The sequence below is a fragment of the Bradyrhizobium sp. DOA9 genome (assembly GCF_000617845.2).
In the GTDB taxonomy this organism is placed as follows: domain Bacteria; phylum Pseudomonadota; class Alphaproteobacteria; order Rhizobiales; family Xanthobacteraceae; genus Bradyrhizobium.
This window is the reverse complement of the sequence record NZ_DF820425.1, coordinates 4,349,311-4,367,466: the sequence shown is the minus strand read 5'-3', so window position 1 is coordinate 4,367,466 and position 18,156 is coordinate 4,349,311. Positions and strand designations below refer to the sequence as shown.

Here is an 18,156-nt window from a genome sequence, read left to right as displayed (position 1 = left end):
GTCTCGTTACGTCAGAGAACCGTCGTCAGCTCTTGGCGACGGGTGGCAACAAAGCCTGGAGCGCCTCGGCGCGGGAGCGCAGGCCGGGCGGCGTTTCGCCGTCTCTGTCAATCGCCTCGAGCCATTTGCGGGCTGCAGTCATGTCGTTGTTACGCCAGGCCGACAGCGCCAGCATCTCGCGGGCGGTGTGGCGGAAGGTCGATTTCGGCGCGGCGGACGCCTCCAGCCGCTGCTGCATGTCGGCATAGCTGGCGCTGTCGAGCAGGAGGCCGGCGGCGCGGATCCTGGCCAGATCCTGCCACTCGCCGCCAATGCTGCGGTCGGCCGCGATATCGTCATACATCTTCGCGGCCGCCTTGGGATCGCGGCTCGCGGCCTCGGCCGCAGCACGCAGCCGCGCCAGGGTGCGATAGCCGGACGGCGCCTTGGCGGCGAGCTCGGTGAAGGCCTTCTCGGCGTCCTCGTGCTTGCCCTGCTCGGACAGCTCGGCGGCCTTCTCGAAAGCGGCACCTGCCTCGGCGGCCTTCTGGGCCTCGAAATATTGATGGGCGCGCCAGCCGCCGACGGCGACCACGATCAGCACCATCAGGGCGATGAAGTAGATCGAATACTTGTCCCACAGTCTCTTGAACTGTTCGCGACGGACTTCCTCGTCGACTTCGTCAAATAATTCAGACACTTATGCCAATCCCATGCCCGTCCGGGTGCGCGCGCCAAAGCGTTCGCGTCAGGAATCCCGTCCCCGTGTGGCGGCGAGGTAGCCTAACGATATGGCGGTGGCAAGGCAAAGCGAGCCCGATCAAGGCGTTAACCACCCGGGACAGCCCGGATGCCCCTGCCCGGCTCAAACTCCGAGCAGTTCCCGCAGCTGCCGCTTCAGCACCTTGCCGTTGGCGTTGCGCGGCAGCGGGTCTGCCGTGATCGCCATGGTTTCGGGAACCTTGTAGTCGGACAGGCGCTCGGCGCACCAGGCGCGCAGATCCGCATCGGCGACCGGCTGTCGCGTCACCACCACGGCATGGACGCGCTCGCCCAGCACCGGGCAGGCCTTGGCGATGATCGCGCTCTCGACCACGGCGGGATGACCGGCCAGCACGGATTCGACCTCGGCCGAATAGATCTTCAGGCCACCGCGGTTGATCATGTCCTTCTGCCGGTCGAACACGCGCACGAACCCGTCCGCATCGACAGAGCCGAGGTCGCCGGAGTGCCAGAATCCGCCGGTGAAGCTTTCGGCGGTGGCCTTCGGATTATTCCAGTAACCCTTGATGACGGAAGCGCTCTGGATCCAGAGCTCGCCGATCTCGCCGGGCGGCAGCTCGCGCCCGTCCGAATCTATTGCGACGATGCGCGCGCCCGGGCACGGCAGGCCGACGCTGTCGATATGGCTCTCGGTCAGCTCGCCCGGCATGATCGTCGAGGGCGAGGTCGTCTCGGTCGCGCCGTAGCAGTTCATCAGCTTCAGGCCCGGAATCTTCGCCTTGAGCTTCTCGATGGTAGCGACCGGCATCGGCGCGCCGCCGAAGCCGCCGATGCGCCAGCTCGACAGATCATAGACGTCGAAATCGGGCTGGAGCAGGCAGAGATTGTACATCGCCGGCACCATCACCGTGTAGGTGACGCGCTCGCGCGCGGCGAGCTTGAGGTAATCGGCGGCCTTGAACTCCGGCATGATGATCAGCGTCCCGCCGCAGCGGATCATGGTGGTGATGTTGGCGACGACGCCGGTGACATGGCCGAGCGGCACCGCCGCGATCGAGCGATCGGCCCCCGTCAATTGCAGGCAGGACGCGAACACCATCGAGGAATGCACGATGTTGCAATGGGCCAGCATCGCGCCCTTCGGCTTGCCCGTGGTGCCGGAGGTGTAGAGGATCATCGCGGTGTCCTCCTCGCTCACCTCGACCGGTGCCGATGCCGGAGCATTTTCGGCGAGCGAAGACAAGCACGATCGGGCGGGATCGTCATCGACGGCGATGCGATGGATCACATCGGGCACGTCCTTTGCGTCGGGCAGCCGCTCGGCGAGCGCGGCCTCGTGAATCAGGATCTTCGCGCCGCAATCGGCGAGCACATAGGCGATCTCCGTCTTCTGCTGGCGCGTGCTGAGCAGCACGGTGACCAGCCCCTCATGCGCGGCGGCGAACAGCAGCAGCGGAAATTCGATGCGGTTGCCGAGCAGGATGGCGAGGCGATCGCCGCGCTGTAATCCAAGCTTGCGAAACCCGGCCGCGATCCGCGCGGCCTGCTCCAGCGCTTGCCGCCAGCTCAGGCGGACGTTGCCGCAGATCAACGCCTCGCCATCGGCATTATGCTCGCGCGCCGCCGCGATCATCGCCCAGAGGCTCGCCGGCCGTTCCGAAAATGCCGGCACCACCCGATCGCCAAAGCGCGCCTCGAGCCGCATCGGCGGGATCTGAGATTGCGACCAGTCCATCGGGATGCCCTCGGCTTGTTGTTCTTGTTATCTTCCCCGCATGGACATCTGGGTTTCGTCTTGCGCTGACCGGCTGACTTTATTCTTGCGCATGATCTTATCGGAAAACCGCTGCACACTTTGCGCTGGGGCTGTTCGGGTCCGGATCATGCGCTAGACCCCGATCACGGGCACGCCGATCACCACCGGATGGAACGCGAACGCAAGGGCCAGATAGGCGACCACGCCGACCGCGACCGCGATCAGGTCGTTGCTGACGCCGCCGACCGGAATCGGCGGGCCACCGGCGTCGGTGCGAGCTTTGAGCGAGATGCGGTCAAACACCGCCCAGCCAAGGAACGAGCCAAACAGGATGATGGAGCCGAGATCGCCATTGGCCAAAAGATGCGCCGCCGCCCACAGCTTGATGCCGGCCAGCATCGGATGCTTCAGCGTCGCATAGATGCGGCCACGCATGTAGGACGCCACCACGAGGATGACTGCAGGCAGCATCAAGGCCAGCGTGATGTGCTTCATCGCTTTCGGCGGATACCAGACGTCGATCCAGCCGGAGCTGCGGTAATGGGCATAGCCCCAGACGATCAGCGCGAGGCCCGCCAGCGAGACCGCCGAATAGAGGATCTTGTAGGTCCCCTCGCCGAACTTCGCGATCGCCTGCGCGCGCGCCTCTCGTTTTGTTGTGAAAACATGGGCCGCAAAAAACAGCACCAGCCCCAGGATCATGACCAGCAGACCCACGACATCCTCCCCGCAAAGCAACCCCCGCCCCTGAGGTATCATCGATTGGCTGCCGCTCGCAACTCGCGCGCTATTTGCCGAGCTCCCGATTGTCGACATAACGGATGGCAATGGGTCGCCCGGCCAATGCCCCGCCGAGACCGCTGGTAAATTTCAACGGCAGGCAGGCCTTCAGCGATGCATTGATCGCGTTGAGATAGGTGGTTCGGATATCTGCCGGCACACCCGCGGTCGCGAAGGTCAGGCGCGGCGGGCCGATCAGGCCGCCGGTCTTGTTGAAGCTGAAGCGCACCGACATCTGCATGCCTGCGCGCGCATGGTCCGATGGCGGCGACCAGCAGCTGCGCAGCGCGGCAAAGAGGTCGCCGATCGTGTCGAGATCGTGATCGGGCCTCCGGTATTTGCCGCGGTCGGCCTCGGCAGGCACGCTCTCGATCGTGAGCTGGAGGTTCTGGCCATAAGGGTAATCCATCTCGGGAATGCAGGGGCCGGGCTCGAGCGGGCTGCAATAGGAGGGCGTGCAGGGCTCGCCGTCGAGCACGCTGCAAGGCTCGTGCGCGAACGGAATCGGGTTGATCTGGCGCGGCCGCGCATCGACGGCGATCGTCGATGCCAGCAAGGTAAGAGCAAGAATGCAGCGCCACATGTGCCGGGACCGCAATGGCATTTGCAACAGGTGGCGACGGTTATGAAAGGTTCAAGGCTGGCTTCACTCGACAATCTGATCCGCTTGCGCCACCAGCGTGGGCGGTAAACTCAGTCCCAACGCATTTGCTGTCTTGAGATTGAGCAGGAACTGGAATTCATTCGGCTGCTGGACTGGCAGGTCTGCGGGACGCGCTCCTCTCAAGACGCGGTCGACATAGTCCGCCGAGCGTCCGGCAAGGTGCGAAATCGAGACTCCGTACGACATCAGCCCGCCGTCGGTGACGAAGAACGGGAATGGATACATCGCCGGCAGACGGTGGGCGGCGGCCAAATCCAGAATCAATCTCCGGTGAACGATCGGAAATGCATCGGGAAAGATCAGCAGCCCGCCGTCTGGCTCCGCTGCAAAGCGGGAGATCGCCTGTTCGAGCTCGGCCGCGTCGTGCGCCGGCGCCGGAACGAGCTGGAGCTTGACGGCCGGAATGGCCGCCTCCACGGACGGCATCAAGATCATGGGCGCCGTCCGCGGATTGAAGACTGCGGCAACCCTTCGTATCGCAGGGGCCGCCTGCTTGAGCAGTTGCAGCCACTTGCCGGCCATTTCAGGCTCGAAAGTCGTGAAGCCCGTGATATTTCCGCCCGGCTTTCCCAGACCTTGAACGAAGCCGGCACCCACCGGATCGGCAACGACCGTGAAGATGATCGGCAAGCTCGGCGCGCGTCGCTTCAAGGCGTCCACGGACGGAGTGCTGATTGCCAGAAGCACATCCGGCCGCGACTCCACGAGCTCAGCCGCCAGAGTATCGGCGAGATTCCGATCGCCGCCCCACCAGCGATACTCGATATGGATGTTGCGTCCCTGTTCCCAACCAAGCTCACCCAGACGCTGTATCACTTTCTGGTAGCTGGCCTGACTCTCCGGATCGCCGGCCCTGCCTCCCGCCAACACACCGATCCGCCGTACATTCCCCTGCGCGGATGCGCTCAGCGGATAGGCCGCCGCGCCTGCAGCGAGCATGATGAATTCGCGCCGCCTCATGACCGTCGACCTCACTGTCCTGCATCACGGAAAAGGTCTGGGAAACATTACCCCTTTTTCTTGACGTCCTTGACGTTGCTGAACTCGATGCCCTCGGCGCGCTCCCTGGTGTAGCCGAGATAGAACTCGTTCCGCGCCAGATACACGGGATCGCCGTCGACGTCGTCGGCGATGCTGGAGGTGTTGGCGGCGATGAAGGTGTCGAGCTTCTTGCGGTCCTCCGAAGACACCCAGCGCGCCAGCTGGAACTCGCTGATTTCGAACTCGACCGGCAGCGAATATTCCGCCTCCAGCCGCGCCTTGAGCACGTCGAGCTGCAGCGCGCCGACCACGCCGACCAGTGCCGGGGCGCCGTCGCGCGGGCGGAACACCTGCACGACGCCCTCTTCCGACATCTGCTGCAGCGCTTCCTTCAGCTTCTTCGCCTTCATCGCGTCGGTGAGCCGCACGCGGCGGACGATTTCGGGCGCAAAGCTCGGCACGCCGACGAAGTTGAAATCCTCGCCCTCGGTCAGCGTGTCGCCGATGCGCAGCGTGCCGTGGTTGGGGATGCCGACGACGTCGCCGGCGAAGGCCTCGTCCGCAACCGAGCGGTCCTGCGCGAAGAAGAATTGCGGGCTCGACAGCGGCATGCTCTTGCCGGTGCGCACGAGCTTGGCCTTCATGCCGCGGCTGAGCTTGCCGGAGCAGAGCCGCGCGAACGCGATGCGGTCGCGGTGGTTCGGATCCATGTTGGCCTGGATCTTGAACACGAAGGCGCTCATGCGGGGATCGGTGGCCTCGACCTTGCGCTGGTCGCTGTCCTGCGCGCGCGGCTCGGGAGCGAACTTGCCGAGGCCCTCCAGGAGGTCGCCGACGCCGAAATTGCGCAGCGCGCTGCCGAAATAGACCGGCGTCAGATGGCCTTCGCGGAAGGCTTCGAGCTCGAACGGCTTCGAGGCCTCGGTGACCAGCTCGAGCTCGTCCTTCACGGCGGAGACGTCGAGATTGGCGTTGAGCTTGGCCAGCTCCTCGATCGCGATCTGCTGCGCCGCGCCGGTCTTGGCGCCGCCGCCTTCGAGCAGGCGCACGCCGCCATTGACGACGTCATAGGTGCCGAGGAAATCGCGGCCGCGGCCGACCGGCCAGGTCATCGGCGTGGTGTCGAGCGCCAGCGTCTTCTCGATCTCGTCGAGCAGCTCGAACACGTCGCGGCTCTCGCGGTCCATCTTGTTGATGAAGGTGATGATCGGGATGTCGCGCAGGCGGCACACCTCGAACAGCTTGCGGGTGCGCGCCTCGATGCCCTTGGCGGCGTCGATCACCATCACGGCGGAATCGACTGCCGTCAGCGTGCGATAGGTGTCTTCCGAAAAGTCCTCGTGGCCCGGCGTGTCCAGCAGGTTGAAGACGAGGCCTTCGAATTCGAAGGTCATCACCGAGGTCACGACCGAGATGCCGCGCTCGCGCTCGATCTTCATCCAGTCGGAACGGGTGTTGCGCCGCTCGCCCTTGGCCTTGACCTGGCCGGCGAGATTGATGGCGCCGCCGAACAGCAGCAGCTTTTCGGTCAGCGTGGTCTTGCCGGCGTCGGGATGGGAGATGATCGCAAAGGTCCGCCGCCGCGCCACCTCAGCGGCAAGCGGAGAACGGGCCGGCGATTCGGCTGTGGTGGTGGCGATGTCGGACATGGCGGGAGCGTGTGGCAGGGAAAACGGGCCTGATCAAGCCTCATTTGGTGATTGCAGGGCCTTCCGGCCAGCCCCATATCGGCCTTCGGGAGGGACGACCTTCCCGTTTCTCAGCACTTCAGCGGGGACGACCCTGCCTTGAATGGAGGGTCGTCATGGCCTGGAGCATCCTGTTCGTCGCCGGTCTTCTCGAGATCACCTGGGCGATCGGCCTGAAATACACCGAGGGTTTCAGCAAGCTTGTTCCGTCCGCGGTCACGCTTGCGGCCATGGCCGGCAGCGTCATCCTGCTCGGGCTTGCGCTCAAATCCCTGCCCGTCGGAACCGCCTATGCGGTCTGGACCGGCATCGGCGCGGTCGGCACCGCGACGCTCGGCATGGTCCTGTTCGGCGAGCCGGCCACGGCCTTCCGGCTTGCCAGCATCGGCCTGATCGTCGCCGGCATCATCGGGCTGAAGCTCGTCACCTGACGAGCTGGACCACCCACCAAGTCAGCGCGGCGACGATGGCCGAGGCCGGGATCGTGATCACCCAGGCATAGACGATGGAGCTGGCGACGTTCCAGCGCACCGCCGAGACGCGGCGGGCGGCGCCGACGCCGACGATGGCGCCGGTGATGGTGTGGGTGGTCGAGACGGGAACCCCGAGATAGGTCGCCATGAACAGCGTCGCAGCTCCCCCCGTCTCGGCGCAAAAGCCCTGCATCGGCGTCAATTTCGTGATGCGCAGGCCCATGGTGCGGACGATGCGCCAGCCGCCCATCAGCGTGCCCAGCGCCATCGCCGCCTGGCAGGACAGCACCACCCAGAACGGCACCGAGAACTCGCTGCCGAGATGGCCCTGCGAATAGAGCAGCACCGCGATGATGCCCATGGTCTTCTGCGCGTCGTTGCCGCCATGGCCGAGCGAATAGAGCGAGGCGGAGGCGAATTGCAGGATGCGGAAGGCGCGGTCGACCGCGAACGGCGTCGAGCGCACCGAGGCCCAGGACACGATCGCCACCAGCAACATGGCGAGCAGGAAGCCGACCAGGGGCGACAGCACGATCGCCAGCACGGTCTTGGACAGGCCGCTCCACACCGCGGCCGAGATTCCCGCCTTGGCCATGCCGCCGCCGACGAGCCCGCCGATCAGCGCGTGCGAGGACGAGGACGGAATGCCGAGCCCCCAGGTCACGAGGTTCCAGACGATGGCGCCAACGAGCGCTGCGAAGATCACCTGGGCGTCGACGACCGCGGGATCGATGATGCCGGTGCCGATGGTCTGGGCGACGTGCAGCCCGAACACCAGGAAGGCGATGAAATTGAAGAAGGCGGCCCAGAACACCGCGAATTGCGGCCGCAGCACGCGGGTCGAGACGATGGTCGCGATCGAATTGGCGGCGTCATGCAGGCCGTTCAGGAAATCGAACAGCAGCGCGACGGCGATCAAGCCGACCAGGATGGGAAGACCCAACGCGGCATCCACGACGAGGCCCTGCCCTAAAGCTTGCGCATGATCTTCGCGCAAACGCGTTCCACGTTTGTCGCGAAGGAAAACCGCTGCACACTTTTCCGGATCATGCGCTACACTTGCTCGATGACGATGCTGTTGATCTCGTTCGCAACGTCATCGAAGCGGTCGGCCACCTTCTCCAGATGATCGTAGATCTCGACGCCGACGATGAAATCCATCGCATTGCCGTCGCGGTGCTTGAGGAACAGCTCCTTCAGGCCGATGTCATGGAGGTCGTCGACACGGCCTTCCAGCTTGCCGAGCTCCTCGGTGATCGCGGTCAGCATGGCGACGTTCGGGCCGATCGACTGCATCAAGGGCAGCGCGCGTCCGACCAGATTGGCGCATTCGATCAGGAGCCCGCCGATCTCGCGCATCGGCGGCTCGAATGTGCGAACCTCGAACAGCATCACGGCCTTGGCCGTCTGCTGCATCTGGTCGATTGCATCGTCCAGCGAGGTGATCAGGTTCTTGATGTCGCCGCGGTCGAACGGGGTGATGAAGGTGCGGCGCACCGCCGTCAGCACCTCGCGGGTGATGTTATCGGCGTCGTTCTCGAACTGGTTGACGCGCTGGCAATAGACCGGCGTCTCCTCGCCCCCGTTGAGCATGCCCTGGAGCGCGATTGCGCCCTGGATCACTGTCTGGGCATGCCGATCGAACAGGTCGAAGAACCGTTCTTCCTTGGGCAGGAACGCACGAAACCATCGCATCATGGGGATAGGCTACCGGTTGGAAATGGTCGGGCCCGCGAGGGCTGTCACAAAACTGTCATAGACCATTTTCGATCCGCGCGCGTGTCGTCTCACGCCCGCGGAGCCGGATCATCCACCGCTTTCATGCATCAATGAAATTGATGCAATATCAGCCACTTAAAGCGACCGCCGGAAGTAATGCGCGATTTCGCCGATGACGCCGCGGCGGAAGGTGAGCACGCAGACCACGAAGATCGCGCCCTGGATCACCGTCACCCACTGGCCGAAGCCCGCCAGATATTGCTGCATGGCGATGATCACGAAGGCGCCGACCACGGGACCGAAAATGGTGCCCAGCCCCCCGACCAAGGTCATCAGCACGACCTCGCCCGACATCGTCCAGTGCACGTCGGTGAGCGAAGCGTTCTGCGCCACGAACACTTTCAGCGCGCCGGCAAAGCCGGCGAGCGTCCCCGACAGGACGAAGGCCAAGAACTTGTACTGGTCGGTGCGGTAGCCGAGCGAGATCGCGCGCTGCTCGTTCTCGCGGATCGATTTCAGCACCTCGCCGAACGGCGAGTTGATGATGCGGAAGATCAGCAGGAAGCCGGCGAGGAAGCCGACCAGCACGACATAGTACAGCACCGTCGGCTTGGACAGATCGAGCAGGCCGAACATGCGTCCCTGCGGGATGCCCTGAATGCCGTCCTCGCCATGGGTGAACGGGGCCTGGAGATAGATGAAGTACAGGAGCTGCGACAGCGCCAGCGTGATCATCGAGAAATAGATGCCTTGGCGGCGGATCGAGATGTAGCCGGTGATGATCGAGAGCACGAAAGCCGCAGCAATGCCAACGAGAATGCCGAGCTCGGGCGGCAGCGCCCACACTTTCAGCGCATGCGCGCTGCAATAGCCGGCTGTGCCCAGAAACATCGCGTGGCCGAACGACAGCAAGCCGCCATAGCCGATCAGCAGATTGAAGGCGCAGGCGAGCAGCGCAAAGCACAGCGCCTGCATCACGAAGAACGGGTAGACGCCCGTGAACGGCACCGCCGCGAGCAGCAGCGCCATCAGCACGAATACGATCATCTCGTCGCGCATCGCGCGCTGGGTCACAGGGAGCGTGTCGTCCGTCAGGGTTGTCATCTTTAGGCCGCCCTTCCCGTCAATCCCGTCGGCTTCACCAGGAGCACCAGCACCATCAGCACGAACACAACGGTGTTGGACGCCTCGGGGTAGAAATACTTGGTCAGCCCCTCGATCACGCCGAGCGCAAAGCCGGTGATGATGGAGCCCATGATCGAACCCATGCCGCCGATCACGACCACCGCGAACACGACGATGATGAGGTCGGCGCCCATCAGCGGGCGCACCTGGTTGATCGGTGCGGAGAGCACGCCGGCGAGCGCGGCAAGGCCGACGCCCAGACCGTAAGTGAGTGTGATCATGCGCGGCACGTTGATGCCGAAGGCCCGCACCAGGGTCGGGTTTTCGGTAGCGGCGCGCAGGTAGGCGCCGAGCTGCGTCTTCTCGATCAGGAACCAGGTCGCAAGGCACACCGCCAACGAGAACACGACGACCCAGCCGCGGTAGACGGGTAAGAACATGAAGCCGAGATTCATGCCGCCCCTGAGCTGGTCCGGAATCGCGTAAGGCAGGCCGGATGAGCCGAAATAGTTCTGGAAGACGCCCTGCACGATCAGCGCGATGCCGAAGGTCAGGAGCAGGCCGTAGAGATGATCGAGCCCGGTCAGCCATTGCAGCATGGTCCGTTCCAGGATCATGCCGAAAATGCCGACGATGATCGGCGCCAGCAGCAGCGCCCACCAATAATTGATGCCGCCGAGGTTCAACAGGAAATAGGCGACGAAGGCGCCCATCATGTAGAGCGCGCCATGGGCGAAATTGATGATGTTGAGCATGCCGAAGATGACGGCAAGCCCGAGACTGAGCAGCGCGTAGAACGAGCCGTTGATCAGTCCCACCAGTAGCTGAGCGTAGAGAGCCTGCATCGATCCCGCACCCGGTCCCTTCTATTCCTCAACAACAGGCCGGCGCCGTTGCGCACCGGCCTGCATCGTTCAGTTACTTCTTCACCAGGGGACAGGCGCTTTCCGACAGCGGCCGGAAGGCCTGGTCGCCGGGGGTCGTGCCGATCAGCTTGTAATAGTCCCAGGGCGCCTTGGATTCCTCGGGCTTCTTGACCTCGAAGAGATAGGCCGGATGCAGCTTGCGACCGTCCGCACGGATCGTTCCCTTGCCGAACAGCGGATCGTCGGTCGGCATCTCCTTCATCTTGGCGACCACCTTGGCCCCGTCATGCGGGTTGCCGCCCATCGCCTCCAGCGCCTTGAAATAGTGCAGCAGACCCGAGTAGACGCCGGCCTGCACCATCGAGGGCATCGCCTTGTTCTTCATGCGCTCGGAGAAGCGCTTGGAGAACGCGCGCGTGCCGTCGTTCATGTCCCAATAGAAGGTCTCGGTGAAGTTCAACCCCTGCGCCACCTTCAGACCGAGCGAGTGCACGTCGGTGATGAAGAGCAGCAGGCCCGCAAGCTTCTGGCCGCCCGAGACGATGCCGAACTCGGCCGCCTGCTTGATGGTGTTGGTGGTGTCGCCGCCGGCATTGGCCATGCCGATGATCTTGGCCTTGGAGGCCTGCGCCTGCAGCAGGAAGGACGAGAAGTCGGCAGTATTCAGGGGATGCTTGACGTTGCCGATCACCTTGCCGCCCGACTTCACCACGACCGCGGCGGTGTCGCGCTCGAGGGCATGACCGAAGGCGTAGTCCGCGGTGAGGAAATACCAGGTGTCGCCGCCCGCCTTCACCAGCGCCTGCCCGGTGCTGTTGGCCAGCATATAGGTATCATAGACCCAGTGGACCGTGTTCGGCGAGCATTGCGCGTTGGTGAGATCCGACGTCGCCGCGCCTGTGTTGATCAGGATGGAATTCTTCTCCTTGACGATGTTGTTCACCGCCAGCGCAACGCCGGAGTTGAGGACATCCATGAAGATGTCGACCTTCTCGACGTCGATCCATTGCCGGGCAATCGTGGAGCCGATGTCGGGCTTGTTCTGATGGTCGGCGGAGATCAGGTCGAGCTTCCAGCCCTTGGCTGCGAGCCCGGAATCCTCGATCGCCATCTGTGCGGCGACGGTCGAGCCAGCGCCACCGAGATCGGCATAAAGTCCCGAATTGTCGGTCAGCACGCCGATCTTGATGTTCTTGTCCTGCGCGACCGCGCCGCCCGCCGCACCGAGCGCCAGGGCCGTCCCGAGCAACATTGCCGAAATGCCGTGCTTCATAATCAGCCTCCCAATATTCCTTTGATAGTTGCTCTCGATCGTCCGGCCTGCACGGCTACACACCGAGATAGGTGTGCAGCTTGTCCATGTTGGCGGCAAGCTCGGAATTGGAAAATCCGTCAATGATCTTGCCGTGCTCGACCACGTAATAGCGGTCGGCGACGGTGGAGGCGAAGCGGAAATTCTGCTCGACCAAAAGGATCGTGAAACCTTCCTTCTTGAGCCGCGCAATGGTGTGGCCGATCTGCTGGATGATGACGGGGGCAAGGCCCTCGGTCGGCTCGTCCAGCATCAGGAAGCTCGCGCCGGTGCGCAGGATGCGCGCGATCGCCAGCATCTGCTGCTCGCCGCCGGACAGCTTGGTGCCCTGGCTGTTCAGCCGCTCCTTCAGGTTCGGGAACAGTTCGAAGATCTGCTCGAGCGACAATCCGCCTTCGCGGATCACCGGCGGCAGCATCAGATTCTCGCGGACGTCGAGGCTGGAGAATATGCCCCGCTCTTCCGGGCAGAAGGCGATGCCCATGCGTGCGATCCTGTCGGAGGTCGCGCGGATGATCTCCTGGTTGTTGAACTTCACCGAGCCGGTGCGCTTGCCGATGATGCCCATGATCGACTTCAGCGTGGTCGTCTTGCCGGCGCCGTTGCGCCCGAGCAGGGTGACGACCTCGCCTGCGTTCACGTCGAAGTTGATCCCGTGCAGGATGTGGGACTCGCCATACCAGGCTTCCAGGTTGCGGACTTGCAGGATATTCCCGCCGGTCGCGCTCTTGGCCGGAGCCTCGGCGATCGCAGTGTCAGGCATGACCGGCTCCCAGGTAAGCTTCCTTGACGCGCTCGTCCTTGGTGAGCTCGGAATAATGGCCCTGCGCGAGCACCTGCCCGCGCGTCAGCACGGTGATGATGTCGGAGAGGTTGGCCACGACGCTTAAGTTATGCTCGACCATCAGGATGGTGTATTTCGCGGAGATGCGCTTGATCAGCGCCGCGATCTTGTCGATGTCCTCGTGGCCCATGCCGGCCATCGGCTCGTCCAGCAGCATCATCTCCGGGTCTAGCGCCAGCGTGGTCGCGATCTCGAGCGCGCGCTTGCGCCCATAGGGCATCTCGACCGCCGGCGTGTTGGCGAACTCGCTGAGGCCGACGTCGTTCAAGAGCTCGCGGGCGCGATCGTTGAAGCGGTTGAGCACCGACTTGGAGCGCCAGAAATCGAACGAGGAGCCATGCTGACGCTGCAGCGCGACACGGACGTTTTCCAGCGCGGAAAGATGAGGAAACACCGCCGAAATCTGGAACGAACGGACCAGACCCATGCGGGCCACATCCGCCGGCGCCATCGCCGTGATGTCCTGTCCCTTGTACAGGATTTTCCCGGCCGACGGCTTGAGGAACTTGGTCAAAAGATTGAAGCAGGTCGTCTTGCCGGCCCCGTTCGGGCCGATCAACGCATGAATGCTCCCACGGCGAACCTTGAGCGCAACGTCGCGGACGGCGAAGAAGCCCGCGAACTCCTTGGTCAAGCCTTCCGTTTCGAGAATGAACTCATCGGCCAAACAGTTTTCCCCCTGCCCGCGCGCGGCGCGTGGCTGTGCTTGTTGCTTCGGCTGTCCGGAGGACCTGCGGCCCACCGGAGCGCCGCCTCCGGGCGCGGAATATGCCGGAGGTGACGGGGGTTAGGCAAGGCGGAAAGCTGAGCAGGTCAGGCCTCCGGCCGGGGTGCAAATGCTCCCTTGGTCGGAGACGTTCGATGTGCCTGCCCGGCCACCCGGTTCGCAAGGCACCGGCCATCAAGCCGTCGTTAACGGTCTTTCGTTTCCCGCGCCAGCCTTCATCAAAAATTTCCCCACGTGCCCGATCATGCGCGGGTTTTCACCTGCGGAGAGTATTGTTTGGATTTTGCAAGCGCGGCTCCCTCCGTCGTCAAGTCGATCCGGCAGCGCGATCTCCTCAACACGTGGCTGCGACTTTATGCGCGCCAGCAGATCGCTCCGGCGATCTGGGAGTATCAGCCCGCGCGGCTCGAGGAGGAGCTGTCGGATCTGATCTACTATACGGTGGAGCTTTCGACGCCGACGCCGCGTCTCGTCATCCAGAGCGAAGGCACGCGCGTCTCGCGCGCCTATGGGCATACCGGCAAGGGCGTTTCGCTCGCTGATTACGTCGGACCTCGGCTCGCGCCCTACGTGGTGCCGATCTATCATGAATGCGTCGCGCGCGGGCTTCCGGTCTACAGCGTTGCCGACGTCGACGACATCTATGGCCGCATCGTCGCCTATGAGCGGCTGCTGCTGCCGTTCCAAACCGACGGCAGGGTCAGCCACGTCATCGCGTCGGTAAAGACCTTCTGCGAGGACGGCGGATTCGAGATCAAGGACCTGATGCGCGGAAATGACGCGCTGCCGCGCCCGAAGCTGCGGGCCGTGATCGATCGCGAGCTGTTTCATCACGTCCCCGGCCGCATCGCACCCGCCGAGCCGGTCGAGTTCTCGGGCCAGCCGGGCTCTGCCATCACTACCGAGATCATCGAGCTGAACTAGCCGTCAGCGCGCCTTGCCGCCGACCTCCTTGGCATAGATATCCGGCTTGAAGCCGACCAGCAGCTTGCTGCCGATTTCGAGCACCGGCCGCTTGATCATCGATGGTTGCGCTAGCATCAAGGCCAGCGCCTTCTTCTCGGTGAGGCTTTCCTTGTCGGAGTCGGGCAGCTTCTTGAATGTCGTCCCGGCGCGATTGAGCAGGGTCTCCCAACCGACCTTGCCGCTCCAACGCTCGAGCCTGTCCTTCTCCACCCCCGCCGCCTTGTAGTCGTGAAACGCGTAAGCCACGCCATGGGCATCGAGCCAGGCGCGGGCCTTCTTCATGGTGTCGCAGTTCTTGATGCCGTAGATGATGGTGGGCAAGACAGTCCTCGGGCATGGCGTATCGATGATGTGCGTTGTACGAAACTCCGGCTCGCGCGACAATATTGCGACACGCGCCAACTCTCCGGACGGATACCTCATGCACGTCACTCACGATCCCGCCGCGGCCCCCGCACCGAGCATCGACTTCGACACTTTCCTTGCGGTCGATGTCCGCGTCGGCACCATCGTCGACGCAAAGCCGTTTCCGGAAGCGCGCAAGCCGGCCTGGCGGCTGTGGATCGATTTCGGCCCCGCCATCGGCGTGCGCAAGAGCTCGGCCCAGATCACCGAAAACCACCCGCTCGAAAGTCTCGTCGGGCAACAGGTCGCGGCCGTCGTCAACTTCCCGCCGCGCCAGATCGGCCCGGTCGTCTCCGAGGTGCTGACGCTCGGCTTCCCGGATGCCGACGGCAAGGTCGTTCTGGTGCAGCCGAGCAAGCCGGTGCCGAACGGCGGACGGCTGTTCTAAAGCGCGATGCGATCGCGCTTTAGGTCTTTGTTTGAGCATGATCTTTTCGGAAAACCGCTACGCACTTTTCCGGATCATGCTCTAGGAATGGCTCACGGCCGCTGCGGAATGTTCAGCCCGCGCTGCACGGCCGGACGCGCAAGGCCGCGCTCGAGCCAGGCGCCGACCGATTGGAAGTGGGCGAATTCGACGAGATCGCCGGCGCCGTAGAAGCCGATGAGATTGCGCACCCAGCCGAGCATGGAAATGTCGGCGATGGTGTAGTCGTCGTCCATGAACCATTGCCGGCCGGCGAGATGCGCATCCATCACGCCGAGCAGGCGCCTGGACTCGCCCACGTAGCGTTCCAGCGGCCGCTTGTCCTCGTAATCCTTGCCGGCGAATTTGTGGAAGAAGCCGACCTGGCCGAACATCGGCCCGACGCCGCCCATCTGGAAGTGCAGCCATTGCAGCGTCTGGTAGCGCGGCGCGGCATCCTGCGGCAGCAGCTTGCCGGTCTTCTCCGCGAGGTATTGCAGGATCGCCCCGGATTCGAACAGCGGCAGCGGCCTGCCGCCGGGGCCGTTCGGATCGAGGATCGCCGGGATCTTGCCGTTCGGATTGAGCGAGAGGAATTCGGCCGTCTTCTGATCGTCCTTGCCAAAATCGACGAGATGGACTTCGTAAGGAAGCCCGATCTCCTCCAGCATGATCGAGACTTTGACGCCGTTGGGCGTCGGCAACGAATAGAGCTGGAGCAGTTCGGGATGCTTGGCGGGCCAACGCCTGGTGATGGGGAAGACGGACAGATCGGGCATCGGGACCTTGGGTGCATGGACTGACGCGCGCTCAATCTAGGCAAGATGCCATACCGTGCAAGTCACTTCCGGCTGTGTGCTCAGGGCGGCAGCGTCGCCATCGCTACGATCGGAGGCGTTGCTCCGTGCTGCAGCCGAGACTCGATGAACTGTTGACCCGTGATCAAAAGCAGAGCCGTAAAGGCGATCGCGAGAATCGCGGTCGCCAATTGGCACACGTCGTACATGGTATTATGTCCCTCGACAGCCTCTGGCTTAGAACGTCGGCTCAGGCGCGACGTTCCAGGCGGCACTGAAATATTGCTATTTTCTCCCGATGCCGCTGCGCAGCGATCGTGCTGTTCCGGCGGCTTGCGCAGGGACCAATGGCCCCCTCGCGCGTTGTCGCTCGATGAACATCGAGAAACGCGCTCTGCTGGACCACGCCGAACGCTGTCGCCGCGTCGCGAAGGACCTCACTCACAGCAAAGCCGCACAACGGTTGCGGACGATGGCCGACGAGTACGAAGCGCGAGCAACGAGACTGGACCACGAGGGTCGCTCGCATCCCGGCCACAACATCCGCGGTCACCACGAAGGCGAGGTCGAGGGCTGATCGCCTTTAGAAGTTGATCTCCATCCGCAGTCCGCGCGGATCGGTCCTGCCGTCGCCAACGGATTGCACGCTGTCGCGCGCTGCGACGGCACACGCGCAGGCGTCGATGAGATCGTCGCGACCGATGCCCGTGCCGTGGCGCAGCTTGAGCCATCTCTCGACCTCGGTGAAGCCGCGCTCTCTCAGCAACGCGATACGCTGCTCTCGACCCCGCGGCGAGGTCTTCGGCTCGAGCCGCACGCGCCCTGCCAGATTCCAGAAGATCAATTCCGGATGCGCCTCGCCGATCGTCGCCTGCCGCGCCGGCGTCATGGCCTCATCAACCTCCCTCATCTTGTCCCTGATATTCCAGAGCTGCGCCGACACGCCCCTGCCCTTGCCTTCATGCTTCCAGTAATGGCGATTGGCCGCCGCCATGTCCGGAAATGTCCAGAGGTCGCGGCGCGCGCCGAGAAACACGGCAGGGCCGATCAGCTCACGTGCGCGCAAATCGCAAGCGCGATAACCGCTCAGGTCCAGTCCGATCGGCATGTCGATCATCGCACGGGCGTGCGGCAGCGCGAGCAGGCGCGTCAGGCTAGGTGAATAATCGAAGCCGTGATCGCCACGCTCGTCGATCCACGCGGCGACCCAGCCGAAACGAAATCCGTCGACCCCCAAATAGTTTTTGCAAGCCATGCGTCCGTCAATTTCATTTTCCGCGCCCCGCCGCGCTTGACATCCGCAAGTTGCGGGCGTATGTCCCGCGCCCTCGCAGACACTTCCGTTTGCGCCAGACACCATGAACCGAGCGATGTCGTACCGCTACGAAAGAATTGTCCGCATGCCGAATAGCCCCAAGCTATTCGATTGCGCATGCCCGGCTCATGGGAGCGATCTTGCCTGACCGCAAGATCGACAGTCCGCTTCTCACGGACCCTCCCGAGCCTGCCGCTCCGGAGGGTTTTTTGTTGCCCGCCGCGCGGCCCAACCGAACAACCCGGCAATGGCCGGAACGGGAGACCCGGATCCCGGGGCTCGCGCTGAGAAGGCGCGTGCCCAAGTGCGCGGGGCCTGCCGGAGGGAACGAGGCGATGAGCCGGACACCGATGGCAGAGCGAACCCTTCAGGGTTCGCAAAGTGCGGCGCGTCGACAGCGCCGCGATCGAATTTCTGTAACTCGGTTTGCCGTGAGAGATCGCGGCTCAACCGACGCTGGTGGTGAGGATATCGAATACTTCACACGATGGAAGAGCGGGCTCGAATTTCGCCTCTGACTTACGCGCTCTGCGCCGCGTCAGCGGTGGAAGGACACTTGGTTGCCATCCCAACAAGGCGATATCGTCCGTTCCCCAGCGTACCCATCAACGGCCGGTGTCAAAGCGCCGG

General features: G+C 63.7%; 20 protein-coding genes. 4 read left to right on the top strand and 16 right to left on the bottom strand.

Features of this window, described 5'->3' with window-relative positions; genetic code table 11:
- Nucleotides 1–25 precede the first annotated feature (25 nt).
- The 6 genes from BDOA9_RS20280 to BDOA9_RS20255 all read right to left on the bottom strand — a co-directional run bounded on the left by BDOA9_RS20280 (nt 26) and on the right by BDOA9_RS20255 (nt 6,532).
- Complete coding sequence (locus BDOA9_RS20280; protein WP_025035797.1) at nt 26–679, bottom strand: tetratricopeptide repeat protein; 654 nt, start codon at nt 677–679, stop codon at nt 26–28.
- Nucleotides 680–844: 165 nt separating this feature from the next.
- Complete coding sequence (locus tag BDOA9_RS20275) at nt 845–2,437, bottom strand: class I adenylate-forming enzyme family protein (RefSeq protein WP_025035796.1); 1,593 nt, start codon at nt 2,435–2,437, stop codon at nt 845–847.
- A 153-nt stretch (nt 2,438–2,590) separates the two neighbouring features.
- Nucleotides 2,591–3,175 carry an NnrU family protein gene (locus BDOA9_RS20270; protein WP_025035795.1) on the bottom strand — a complete coding sequence of 195 codons (585 nt, stop codon included), beginning with the start codon at nt 3,173–3,175 and terminating at the stop codon, nt 2,591–2,593.
- A 70-nt stretch (nt 3,176–3,245) separates the two neighbouring features.
- Nucleotides 3,246–3,821 carry a hypothetical protein gene (locus BDOA9_RS20265; protein ID WP_025035794.1) on the bottom strand — a complete coding sequence of 192 codons (576 nt, stop codon included), beginning with the start codon at nt 3,819–3,821 and terminating at the stop codon, nt 3,246–3,248.
- A gap of 63 nt (nt 3,822–3,884) precedes the next feature.
- On the bottom strand, nt 3,885–4,862 hold the full coding sequence (locus BDOA9_RS20260; protein ID WP_025035793.1) for an ABC transporter substrate-binding protein: 978 nt from the start codon (nt 4,860–4,862) through the stop codon (nt 3,885–3,887).
- A gap of 47 nt (nt 4,863–4,909) precedes the next feature.
- Nucleotides 4,910–6,532, bottom strand: coding sequence for a peptide chain release factor 3 (locus BDOA9_RS20255; protein ID WP_025035792.1), 1,623 nt, complete (start codon nt 6,530–6,532; stop codon nt 4,910–4,912).
- A gap of 155 nt (nt 6,533–6,687) precedes the next feature.
- On the opposite strand from BDOA9_RS20255, the gene sugE reads away from it, so the two are divergent.
- Nucleotides 6,688–7,002 (top strand): quaternary ammonium compound efflux SMR transporter SugE, encoded by a 315-nt coding sequence (gene sugE / locus BDOA9_RS20250; protein ID WP_025035791.1) that lies wholly within the window; start codon nt 6,688–6,690, stop codon nt 7,000–7,002.
- Here the strand turns inward: sugE and BDOA9_RS20245 are convergent.
- From BDOA9_RS20245 to BDOA9_RS20215, 7 genes are all read right to left on the bottom strand, one after another.
- Nucleotides 6,995–7,999 (bottom strand): inorganic phosphate transporter, encoded by a 1,005-nt coding sequence (locus BDOA9_RS20245; RefSeq protein ID WP_025035790.1) that lies wholly within the window; start codon nt 7,997–7,999, stop codon nt 6,995–6,997. The genes sugE and BDOA9_RS20245 overlap by 8 nt on opposite strands.
- Before the next feature lie 98 nt (nt 8,000–8,097).
- Complete coding sequence (locus BDOA9_RS20240) at nt 8,098–8,742, bottom strand: DUF47 domain-containing protein (RefSeq protein WP_008551979.1); 645 nt, start codon at nt 8,740–8,742, stop codon at nt 8,098–8,100.
- A 156-nt stretch (nt 8,743–8,898) separates the two neighbouring features.
- A complete protein-coding gene (locus tag BDOA9_RS20235; protein ID WP_025035789.1) occupies nt 8,899–9,867 on the bottom strand; it encodes a branched-chain amino acid ABC transporter permease in 969 nt (322 codons plus the stop codon).
- A gap of 2 nt (nt 9,868–9,869) precedes the next feature.
- Complete coding sequence (locus tag BDOA9_RS20230) at nt 9,870–10,733, bottom strand: branched-chain amino acid ABC transporter permease (protein WP_025035788.1); 864 nt, start codon at nt 10,731–10,733, stop codon at nt 9,870–9,872.
- 73 nt (nt 10,734–10,806) lie between these two features.
- Nucleotides 10,807–12,027: an ABC transporter substrate-binding protein gene (locus BDOA9_RS20225; RefSeq protein ID WP_025035787.1), complete on the bottom strand. Its 1,221-nt coding sequence runs from the start codon at nt 12,025–12,027 to the stop codon at nt 10,807–10,809.
- 55 nt (nt 12,028–12,082) lie between these two features.
- The gene (locus BDOA9_RS20220; RefSeq protein ID WP_025035786.1) at nt 12,083–12,829 is read right to left on the bottom strand and encodes an ABC transporter ATP-binding protein; all 747 of its coding nucleotides are present in this window, start codon (nt 12,827–12,829) and stop codon (nt 12,083–12,085) included.
- The gene (locus BDOA9_RS20215) at nt 12,822–13,577 is read right to left on the bottom strand and encodes an ABC transporter ATP-binding protein (RefSeq protein WP_025035785.1); all 756 of its coding nucleotides are present in this window, start codon (nt 13,575–13,577) and stop codon (nt 12,822–12,824) included. The genes BDOA9_RS20220 and BDOA9_RS20215 overlap by 8 nt, the downstream gene beginning before the upstream one ends.
- Nucleotides 13,578–13,913: 336 nt before the next feature.
- On the opposite strand from BDOA9_RS20215, the gene BDOA9_RS20210 reads away from it, so the two are divergent.
- Nucleotides 13,914–14,561, top strand: a complete 648-nt coding sequence (locus BDOA9_RS20210) for a PAS domain-containing protein (RefSeq protein WP_025035784.1) — start codon at nt 13,914–13,916, stop codon at nt 14,559–14,561.
- A 3-nt stretch (nt 14,562–14,564) separates the two neighbouring features.
- Here BDOA9_RS20210 and BDOA9_RS20205 read toward each other — a convergent pair whose 3' ends face one another.
- Nucleotides 14,565–14,924 carry an ArsC family reductase gene (locus BDOA9_RS20205; protein WP_025035783.1) on the bottom strand — a complete coding sequence of 120 codons (360 nt, stop codon included), beginning with the start codon at nt 14,922–14,924 and terminating at the stop codon, nt 14,565–14,567.
- Nucleotides 14,925–15,024: 100 nt separating this feature from the next.
- On the opposite strand from BDOA9_RS20205, the gene BDOA9_RS20200 reads away from it, so the two are divergent.
- Nucleotides 15,025–15,396 (top strand): tRNA-binding protein, encoded by a 372-nt coding sequence (locus BDOA9_RS20200; protein ID WP_025035782.1) that lies wholly within the window; start codon nt 15,025–15,027, stop codon nt 15,394–15,396.
- Between the two features lie 92 nt (nt 15,397–15,488).
- On the opposite strand, the gene BDOA9_RS20195 is transcribed toward BDOA9_RS20200, so the two are convergent.
- Nucleotides 15,489–16,193, bottom strand: coding sequence for a glutathione S-transferase family protein (locus tag BDOA9_RS20195; protein WP_025035781.1), 705 nt, complete (start codon nt 16,191–16,193; stop codon nt 15,489–15,491).
- A 391-nt stretch (nt 16,194–16,584) separates the two neighbouring features.
- Here BDOA9_RS20195 and BDOA9_RS20190 point away from each other — a divergent pair, with 391 nt between their 5' ends.
- Complete coding sequence (locus BDOA9_RS20190; RefSeq protein ID WP_025035780.1) at nt 16,585–16,788, top strand: hypothetical protein; 204 nt, start codon at nt 16,585–16,587, stop codon at nt 16,786–16,788.
- 6 nt (nt 16,789–16,794) lie between these two features.
- Here BDOA9_RS20190 and BDOA9_RS20185 read toward each other — a convergent pair whose 3' ends face one another.
- The gene (locus BDOA9_RS20185; RefSeq protein ID WP_025035779.1) at nt 16,795–17,466 is read right to left on the bottom strand and encodes a DUF429 domain-containing protein; all 672 of its coding nucleotides are present in this window, start codon (nt 17,464–17,466) and stop codon (nt 16,795–16,797) included.
- Nucleotides 17,467–18,156 lie beyond the last annotated feature (690 nt).